11 protein-coding genes and 1 tRNA gene are annotated in these 7231 nt (G+C 69.2%); 4 read left to right on the top strand and 8 right to left on the bottom strand.

The window, feature by feature from the left end:
- Together V6M42_RS04405 and V6M42_RS04400 are read left to right on the top strand one after the other, a co-directional pair.
- A partial coding sequence (locus V6M42_RS04405; RefSeq protein ID WP_332677412.1) for a DNA-3-methyladenine glycosylase I occupies positions 1-147 on the top strand: 147 nt, incomplete at its 5' end.
- Entirely contained in the window at positions 144-806 is a 663-nt protein-coding gene (locus V6M42_RS04400; protein ID WP_442880923.1) for a ribonuclease HII, read from the top strand. The genes V6M42_RS04405 and V6M42_RS04400, both read left to right, overlap by 4 nt.
- On the opposite strand, the gene V6M42_RS04395 is transcribed toward V6M42_RS04400, so the two are convergent.
- The 3 genes from V6M42_RS04395 to pyk all read right to left on the bottom strand — a co-directional run bounded on the left by V6M42_RS04395 (position 803) and on the right by pyk (position 3770).
- Positions 803-1057: a hypothetical protein gene (locus V6M42_RS04395; RefSeq protein ID WP_332677407.1), complete on the bottom strand. Its 255-nt coding sequence runs from the start codon at positions 1055-1057 to the stop codon at positions 803-805. The genes V6M42_RS04400 and V6M42_RS04395 overlap by 4 nt on opposite strands.
- Before the next feature lie 217 nt (positions 1058-1274).
- Positions 1275-2315, bottom strand: a complete 1041-nt coding sequence (locus tag V6M42_RS04390) for a DNA adenine methylase (protein WP_332677405.1) — start codon at positions 2313-2315, stop codon at positions 1275-1277.
- A 15-nt stretch (positions 2316-2330) separates the two neighbouring features.
- Complete coding sequence (gene pyk / locus V6M42_RS04385; RefSeq protein WP_332658056.1) at positions 2331-3770, bottom strand: pyruvate kinase; 1440 nt, start codon at positions 3768-3770, stop codon at positions 2331-2333.
- Between the two features lie 152 nt (positions 3771-3922).
- Between pyk and V6M42_RS04380 the strand changes: the two genes are divergently transcribed.
- Positions 3923-4105, top strand: a complete 183-nt coding sequence (locus V6M42_RS04380; protein ID WP_055828753.1) for a DUF3606 domain-containing protein — start codon at positions 3923-3925, stop codon at positions 4103-4105.
- 4 nt (positions 4106-4109) lie between these two features.
- On the opposite strand, the gene V6M42_RS04375 is transcribed toward V6M42_RS04380, so the two are convergent.
- The 5 genes from V6M42_RS04375 to V6M42_RS04355 form a co-directional block, all read right to left on the bottom strand.
- Complete coding sequence (locus tag V6M42_RS04375; RefSeq protein WP_332677403.1) at positions 4110-4460, bottom strand: DUF1428 domain-containing protein; 351 nt, start codon at positions 4458-4460, stop codon at positions 4110-4112.
- A 61-nt stretch (positions 4461-4521) separates the two neighbouring features.
- A tRNA-Leu gene (locus tag V6M42_RS04370) sits at positions 4522-4606 on the bottom strand.
- A 52-nt stretch (positions 4607-4658) separates the two neighbouring features.
- Positions 4659-4988, bottom strand: a complete 330-nt coding sequence (locus V6M42_RS04365) for a hypothetical protein (protein ID WP_332658054.1) — start codon at positions 4986-4988, stop codon at positions 4659-4661.
- An 80-nt stretch (positions 4989-5068) separates the two neighbouring features.
- Entirely contained in the window at positions 5069-6496 is a 1428-nt protein-coding gene (locus V6M42_RS04360) for a M20/M25/M40 family metallo-hydrolase (protein WP_332677401.1), read from the bottom strand.
- A 102-nt stretch (positions 6497-6598) separates the two neighbouring features.
- Positions 6599-6838, bottom strand: coding sequence for a DUF3297 family protein (locus V6M42_RS04355; protein WP_332677399.1), 240 nt, complete (start codon positions 6836-6838; stop codon positions 6599-6601).
- A gap of 130 nt (positions 6839-6968) precedes the next feature.
- On the opposite strand from V6M42_RS04355, the gene V6M42_RS04350 reads away from it, so the two are divergent.
- Positions 6969-7231: aldo/keto reductase (locus V6M42_RS04350; RefSeq protein ID WP_332677397.1), on the top strand; the 263-nt coding region annotated here is incomplete at its 3' end.

Genomic DNA, 7231 nt, shown 5'->3' with positions numbered 1-7231 from the left:
GCCATGGCGAAGGCTCTCAAGAAGCGCGGCTTCACCTTCTGCGGGCCCGTGATTGTGTACGCCTTCATGCAGGCTGTGGGCATGGTCAACGATCACGGCGTCGAATGCTTCCGTCACCGGCAGGTTCGTGCGATGGCCGGCCAGTGAAGACTCCGCCGAAAACCCCTGCAAAGGCAAAGCTCAAGGAAGCGCGCGTCTTCCCGACGCTGGGCCTCGAACTGCTGCTGATCCAGTCCAGCGGCGGGCCCGTGTGCGGCGTGGACGAGGCGGGGCGCGGTCCCTGGGCCGGGCCGGTGTCGGCGGGGGCGGTGATCCTGAACCCCGAAGACCTGCCCGCGGGCATCGACGACTCCAAGGCCCTGACCCACGCCCGGCGCGAGGCGCTGGAGATCGAGATCAAGGCCCGCGCCGTCGCCTGGGGCGTCGGCTTCGCCTCGGTCGAGGAGATCGCGGAGCTGAACATCCTGCACGCCACCGGCCTGGCCATGTGCCGGGCGATCGAGGCGCTGGCGATCCCGCCGGTCGCGGCTCTGGTGGACGGCAACTACCGGTTCAAACTGCCCTGCGACGTCCAGACCGTGGTCGGCGGGGACGGCCTGTCGCTGTCGATCGCGGCGGCCTCGATCCTGGCCAAGACGGCGCGGGACCGGCTGATGGTCGAACTGGACGCGGAATACCCCGGCTACGGCTTCGCCGGCCACAAGGGCTACAATGCGCCGGTGCATCAGGAGGCGCTTAGGACCTTGGGCCCCTGCCCGGCGCACAGGCGCGGCTGGGCGCCGATCCGGGCGCTGATCGAGGCCTAGATGTGCAGGGCGCCGCCCAGCAGCGCGCCCATCAGGGCGGCGACCACGCCGCCGCCGACGATATGGACCCAGGCCGGAAGCCCGGCGAACTCCTGCGCGACCGTCGGCTCGGCGGGATAAGGGCGATAGCCGTCGTTGGCCGGCCGGGCGTCGACCTTGCGGGCGACCGGCGGACGCCAGGACACGGTCTCGAACGCGTCGGCCGTGCGGCTGTAGGCGTTGTGCGCATACTGACGGCGGGCGGGGGTCATCGACAGCTGTTCCATGTCCGCTAAACGACACCGCCGGTCGACCGTTCCACCTCCTGCCCCACCCATCTCCGTCATCCTCGGGCTTGACCCGAGGATCAGAGGTCAGGTCGGGCTGTGCGGCAGGGGCGGCCCTGCGACCGCGCGCGCTGGCGTCACCGAGCGGCGGTTCGTCTGATCCTCGGGTCAAGCCCGAGGATGACGGCGTGGAGACCGAGGCCTAAGCCGCGTCGGCGAGGCTCACAGGCCGTTCGCTGACCACGAACAGATATTCGACGTTCCGCAGACGGCCCACGGCCCCGACCTTCTCGCCCTTGGGATTGTGGATGCCGATCCGCGCCCCGACGTAGCGCGGGCGGGCGATCTCGATCACCTGCACCTCGCCCCGGCCTGACAGCATCTTCACCAGCTGGTCGCGCGCCAGATAGCCCTCGTCGTTGAAGGAGACGATCAGGTTCGGCGCCTTCAGCCCCTCGATCACGGCCTGCAGCGCGGGCGCGATGCCGGGCCGGCTGTTGAAGGCGCTCTTGCGGGTGCGGACGTCGATCCGCTTGTTGGCGATCCCGTAGGTCTCGGGCCGGTCCCACAGGATCAGGCTTTCCCAGCAGTGGTAGTTGCCGAGATAGGAGTGCTGGTTGTAGGGCGGATCCAGATAGACGAGGTCCGCCTCGACCTGCGGCGCCAGTTCGACGGCGTCGGCGTGGGTCGCCTTGCACGGTCCCGCCGCCACGCCGGGCAGGATGTCGGGCATCCGCAGCTCCAGCGGCTTCAGCGCCCGCGAGGCCCACTGTTTCATATAGGCCATCTGCAGGCCGGCCGTGGAATCCACCCGGTCGGCGGCCTCCATCAGACTGACCAGGGCGATGGCCTCCAGCTCGGGCTCCAGCGCCATGGCCGCGATCCGCTCGCGCATGGCGTCGATGACCGCTCCGTTCCCGGGCGTGAAGAAACGGGCGTCCTCGCAGAAGGCCTTGGTGAACCAGCCCGCCTCGGGCGTCACGGTCCGCAGCTCGGCCAGCACCGCCTCGGCCTTGTCCAGCCAGCGTTCGCGATCGGCCTGAACATAGGCGGTGGCCAGGGTGTGGGCGTAGGCGTTGTGGTCGTTCGACCAGACCCGGAAGCCCTCGCGCTTCAGGGCGTGACCGACGCGGGCGCTGCCGGAGAACAGGTCGCACACCGTGCCGCCGTCGGGCAGGCCGGCGCGGACCGCGGTCGCGATCTGCGTCAGCAACGCCCGTTTGGAGCCGATGTATTTGATCATGCCGACCCTGAAGGATCAGGCGCGCGACTTGCCGCCCTTCGCCGGAGCATGGGCCAATCGCAGAAGATTCGCAGCCCCGGGGGCGCCGAAGGGCGTTCCGGCCAGGATCAGGATGCGCTGGCCCGGCTGGGCCAGATCATATTCGACGGCGCTGTTCACGGCGTCCTCGGTCACATCCTCCAGCGAGGTCGGCTCCTTGCCCAGCCGCGTCTCCAGCCCCCAGACCAGGGCCAGCCGCCGCGCCGTGTCGGGATTGGGCGTCAGGGCCAGAACGGGCTGCAGCGGCCGCTCGCGCGCCATCCGCCGCGCCGTTCCGCCCAGGGTCGTGAACACCACGATACAGGCCGTCGACTGGGCCTCGGCCGCCTTGCGCGCCGCGGCCACCAGGGCGTCGGCGTCGATGTCGTCCATGCCGGCGTGTTCGGCGTCCATCAGGCTGGGCCACATCGGGTCCTGCTCGACGCGTTCGATGATCCGGCTCATCACGCCCACGGACTCGAGCGGATAGTCGCCTGACGCCGTCTCGGCCGACAGCATCAGGGCGTCGGCGCCCTCATATGCCGCATTGGCCACGTCCGAAGCCTCGGCCCGGGTCGGGGCCGGCGAGGCCGTCATGCTCTCCAGCATCTGGGTCGCCACGATGACCGGCACGCCGCGCTGGCGGGCGGCGCGGATGATCTGCTTCTGCGCCACCGGCACTTCTTCGGGCTCCAGCTCCACGCCCAGATCGCCGCGGGCCACCATGACGCCGTCGCAGTAGTCGAGGATGCTCTCCAGCTGGCTCAGGGCCTGCGGCTTCTCGATCTTGGCCAGACAGGCGGCGCGGCCTTTCACCAGCTGCTTCAGCTCGGCCATGTCCTCGGCCTTCTGGACGAAGCTCAGCGCCACCCAGTCCACGCCGATGCGCAGGGCGAAGGCCAGGTCCTCGCGGTCCTTCGGCGTCAGGGCCGAGACCGGAACCACCGCCTCGGGCACGGCCACGCCCTTGCGGTCCGACAGTTTCGAGCCGCTCTCGACGGTGACGTCGGCCCATTCGTCGGTTCGCTCGCCGACCCGCAGCCGCACCCGCCCGTCGTCGAGCAGCAGCAACATGCCGGTGCGCAGGGCCCTGAAGATTTCCGGATGCGGCATCTGCACCCGCGTCGCGTCGCCGGGCGTGGCGTCGAGGTCGAAGCGCATCCTGTGGCCCGGCTTGACGTCGATCTCGACGTCCTTGAACCGGCCCAGCCGCAGCTTGGGTCCCTGCAGGTCGGCCAGCACGCCCAGCGGGCGTTTCAGCGCCAGTTCGGCGCCGCGCACCGCCTTCAGCGCCGCGGCGTGATCCTCATGCGAGCCGTGGCTGAAATTCAGACGGAAGACATCCACGCCCGCCTGGGCCAGGGCCTTGACCATTCCGGGCGCGCGGCTGGCGGGTCCGAGGGTCGCGACGATACGGGCGCGCCGGGCTCTTTTCATCGAATATCCATAGGGCCTGAGGGGCGATTCCTCCTTGTGCCCATGAAAAGCTTACCGGGTAAGGGCGGTTCTTTGCGAGAAACACGAAGTTATGCCGAGCCGTCGCGCCTGGCGCCGTTTCGCGCTACCTAGGCCAGGCAACGGAGCGGACCATGGCGGGCCTGAAAGACAAGCGCGGCTTCATCGACAAGGACCGGCTGGACCTGTCCGAACGTCAGGCCGTGGAACACTGGATGAAGCGCTGGGGCGTGACCCGCGAGCAGCTGACCGCCGCCCACCGCAAGGCCGGCCGGAACGTCAAGGACATCGCCGCCGAGCTGGGCAAGAAGCGCTGAGGCGTCAGCCGTCCAGCAGGACCGAAAATCCGCCCAGGATCATTCGCTTCCCGTCGAAGGGCGCGTCGGTCATCTCCGCCATGCGCGGATCTTCCATGAACCTGATCTGGCCGGCGTCGCGGGTCGCCTTGTCCGGCCATTCGACCCACGAGAAGACGACGACCTCGTCGCCTTCCGTCTTCACCGCGCGCTTGAAATCGGTGACCTTGCCGTCGGGCACGTCGTCGGCCCAGCATTCGACCACCCGGATGGCGCCGAACTCCTTGAACATGACCAGGGTCTGCTCGGCCATCGCCCTGTAGGCGGCCTTGTTCGCGGCCGACACCGGCACGACGTAACCATCGATGTAGCTCATGACGTGTCTCCTTTGACGGAGACAGAACGCCCGCATGGATCGCCGGTGTCAAAAATGGCCGTGGTGCGAGCGGCGGGGGTCGAACCCGCATGACCGAAGTCGAGGGATTTTAAGTCCCTTGCGTCTACCAGTTTCGCCACGCTCGCGGCCTGCGGCGTGATCTAGCAGCGCCCGGCCGCTTCGGCCATGCGGCCTGGATCAGGCTCCGACGCCGACCGAAGCCGCCATGCCGATCAGCACGACCCAGCCGATGCATCCCAGCAAGCCGATCGTCGAACAGACGATGCCGGCGATGGCGACCCCCTTGCCCGAACCCGTCGACCGGTTCAGCGCGAGGATGCCCAGAATGAGGCCCACGGGTGCAAGAATCCAGGCGATCAGTCCGACAACCGGTATCCACACCGTGCAGATGGCGAAGATGCCGAGAATCAGCGAGGCGACCGCCATGGCCGAATCCTGGGGTGCGACATGGACGTGAACGTTCGTCGCGCCGGCGTCAGGAACGGCGGTGATGTTTGGATCAGTCATGAGTGGCCTCCAGCCCGCCGTCTCGGCCGCTCCACTCTGACGAGAAACGGCCGGTGGTCAAGTTGTAGCGCTGCGCTCGATCAGTGGGCGGGCGCCGCCGGCCGCATGGCCCGGAAATCGACGTCCGAATCCGCGATCAGCCAGACCAGCGCGGCCCAGGCGGCGACGTTCTGGTTCAGCTGCTTCGGATCGATCTTGTCCAGGGTGTCGTCGGCGGTGTGGTGCAGGTCGAAATAGCGGGTGCCGTCCTGGTTCAGGCCGAACACGGGGACGCCCGCTCCGGCCAGGGGGCCGATGTCGGCGCCGCCGTGCAGTTCCGGCTGCGGCGAGGCCAGGACGCCGATCGGGTACAGCACCCGGTTCGCGGCCCGGGCGAAGTCGGAATTCTGCGCGCCGGGCGGCAGGCCCAGGGCGAAGACGCGGTCCGCGCCGAAGTCGCTCTCGCCGGCGATGATATGTTTCTCGACCGCCGTCCCGATGCCGCGCAGATAGGCGCCGCCGCCGTTGCCGGTGTCGGTCGGCTGGGCCACCTCTTCCGATCCGTACAGCACCACGCGGACCGTCCGCGCCGGACGGCGTCCGCTTTCGGCGATGGCCTTGGCCGCCGCCAGGGTGATGGCCCCGCCGGCGCCGTCGTCGATGGCGCCGGTGCCCAGATCCCAGCTGTCCATGTGCGAGCCCAGCACGATGACCTCTTCCGGACGCGACCGGCCGGTGATCTCGCCGATCACGTTCTGGGACACGGTCTCATAGGTGTGGGCGGTCGAGGACAGGCGCAGACGGACGGTCTGGCCCATGGCGATCAGGCGCGACACCTGGCTGGCGTCCGGCGCGCTCAGCGCGAAGCCCGGCAGGGGCACGCGGCCCTCGACATAGCGGGTGGTGCCGGTGTGCGGCATGCGGTGATCGTCCGATCCGACCGAGCGCATGATGAAGGCGACCGCGCCCTTGGCCGCGGCGGCGGCGGGACCCGCGCCCCGGATGCGCGTCAGCGGGCCGTAGCCGGCGCCGTCCTGCATCCGCACCATCTGGCCGGCGTCGACATAGGCGATCTTGCCCGCCAGCGATCCGGCGGGCGCCGCGTTCAGCGCCTCAAGGCTGTCGAACCGCACCACCTCGGCCTCGATCACGCCGTTGGTGCCCGGCGAATGGCCCAGGGCGGCGACGACCAGGTTCTGCGGATGATCGCCGACGATGGAGGCGCTCTCCTCGCCGCGCTCCCAGCCGACCAGCGGGAACTGTTCGATGCGCACGTTCTGGAAGCCCTGCGCCCGCATGTAGTCCGCGGCCCAGGCCGAGGCGTCCTGCTCGGCCTTCGACCCCGCCGGCCGCGCGCCGAAGCGGGTCGTCAGCTGGGTCACATAGTCGAGCGCGATGTTCCGGCTCATCGCCGCGTCGCGGATCGTCGCCGCCCGCTCGATGGCGGCGGCGTCCTGCGCCAGGGCGGGGGCCGCGGCGAGGCTCAGCGCGAGCGCGCTGGCGGCGAGGAGGCGGACGGACAGACGCATGACGGCTCCGGGACTCAGTCGAGGGAGCCGGACCGTAGACTGCGCAATGGCAAGGGTGAAGCTGGACAGTCCCGAGTTTTCACCCTGCTGCCATAAACGGGCTTATTCGCCCTTGATGTAAGGCTCGACCGGGCCCTGCAGCTTGACGGTCAGGGCCTTGCCGCGACGGTCGACGCGGTTGCCGACGGCCAGACGGACCCAGCCTTCCGAGACGCAGTATTCCTCGACATTGGTCTTGTCCTCGCCCTTGAAGCGGACGCCGATCCCCTTCTGCAGCAGGTCGCCGTCGTGGAAGGGGCTGTCGGGATCGACGGACAGGCGGTCGGGAAGGACGTCGGACATCGTGGGGCTCGTTCGCAAAACTCAGGCTGCGGCCTTTAGCGGAACCGCGCGCCGCCTCCAAGGCTTTCGCGCCGCCCGCCTTGATCCGGGCCCGGCGCGGCATAGGTAAGCGGCCCGACAGGAGCCCTCCATGACCGACCAGCCCGCCATCACCGTCGACGGCCACGCCATCCCCCTGCTGGGCTTCGGCACCTGGATGCTGACGCCCGAGGACGCCCGCCGCATGGTCGCCGAGGCCCTGCGCATCGGCTACCGCCACATCGACACCGCCTGGATCTATCACAATGAGGCGGCGGTCGGAGACGGCATCCGCGACGCCATCGAGGCCGGTCATGTCGCCCGCGACGACATCTGGCTGACCACCAAGATCTGGGTCGCCCACTTCGACCGTGA

It is taken from the genome of Brevundimonas sp. (assembly GCF_036677305.1).
GTDB lineage: Bacteria > Pseudomonadota > Alphaproteobacteria > Caulobacterales > Caulobacteraceae > Brevundimonas.
This window is presented reverse-complemented; position numbering and strand designations above follow the sequence as displayed.

Excerpts from the sequence above, each read along its gene's own strand:
- V6M42_RS04395 (WP_332677407.1), bottom strand. The coding sequence starts at position 1,057 with ATGACCCCCGCCCGCCGTCAGTATGCGCACAACGCCTACAGCCGCACG.
- V6M42_RS04390 (WP_332677405.1), bottom strand. The coding sequence starts at position 2,315 with ATGATCAAATACATCGGCTCCAAACGGGCGTTGCTGACGCAGATCGCG.
- pyk (WP_332658056.1), bottom strand. The coding sequence starts at position 3,770 with ATGAAAAGAGCCCGGCGCGCCCGTATCGTCGCGACCCTCGGACCCGCC.
- V6M42_RS04355 (WP_332677399.1), bottom strand. The coding sequence starts at position 6,838 with ATGTCCGACGTCCTTCCCGACCGCCTGTCCGTCGATCCCGACAGCCCC.
- V6M42_RS04375 (WP_332677403.1), bottom strand. The coding sequence starts at position 4,460 with ATGAGCTACATCGATGGTTACGTCGTGCCGGTGTCGGCCGCGAACAAG.
- V6M42_RS04360 (WP_332677401.1), bottom strand. The coding sequence starts at position 6,496 with ATGCGTCTGTCCGTCCGCCTCCTCGCCGCCAGCGCGCTCGCGCTGAGC.
- V6M42_RS04380 (WP_055828753.1), top strand. The coding sequence starts at position 3,923 with ATGGCGGGCCTGAAAGACAAGCGCGGCTTCATCGACAAGGACCGGCTG.
- V6M42_RS04365 (WP_332658054.1), bottom strand. The coding sequence starts at position 4,988 with ATGACTGATCCAAACATCACCGCCGTTCCTGACGCCGGCGCGACGAAC.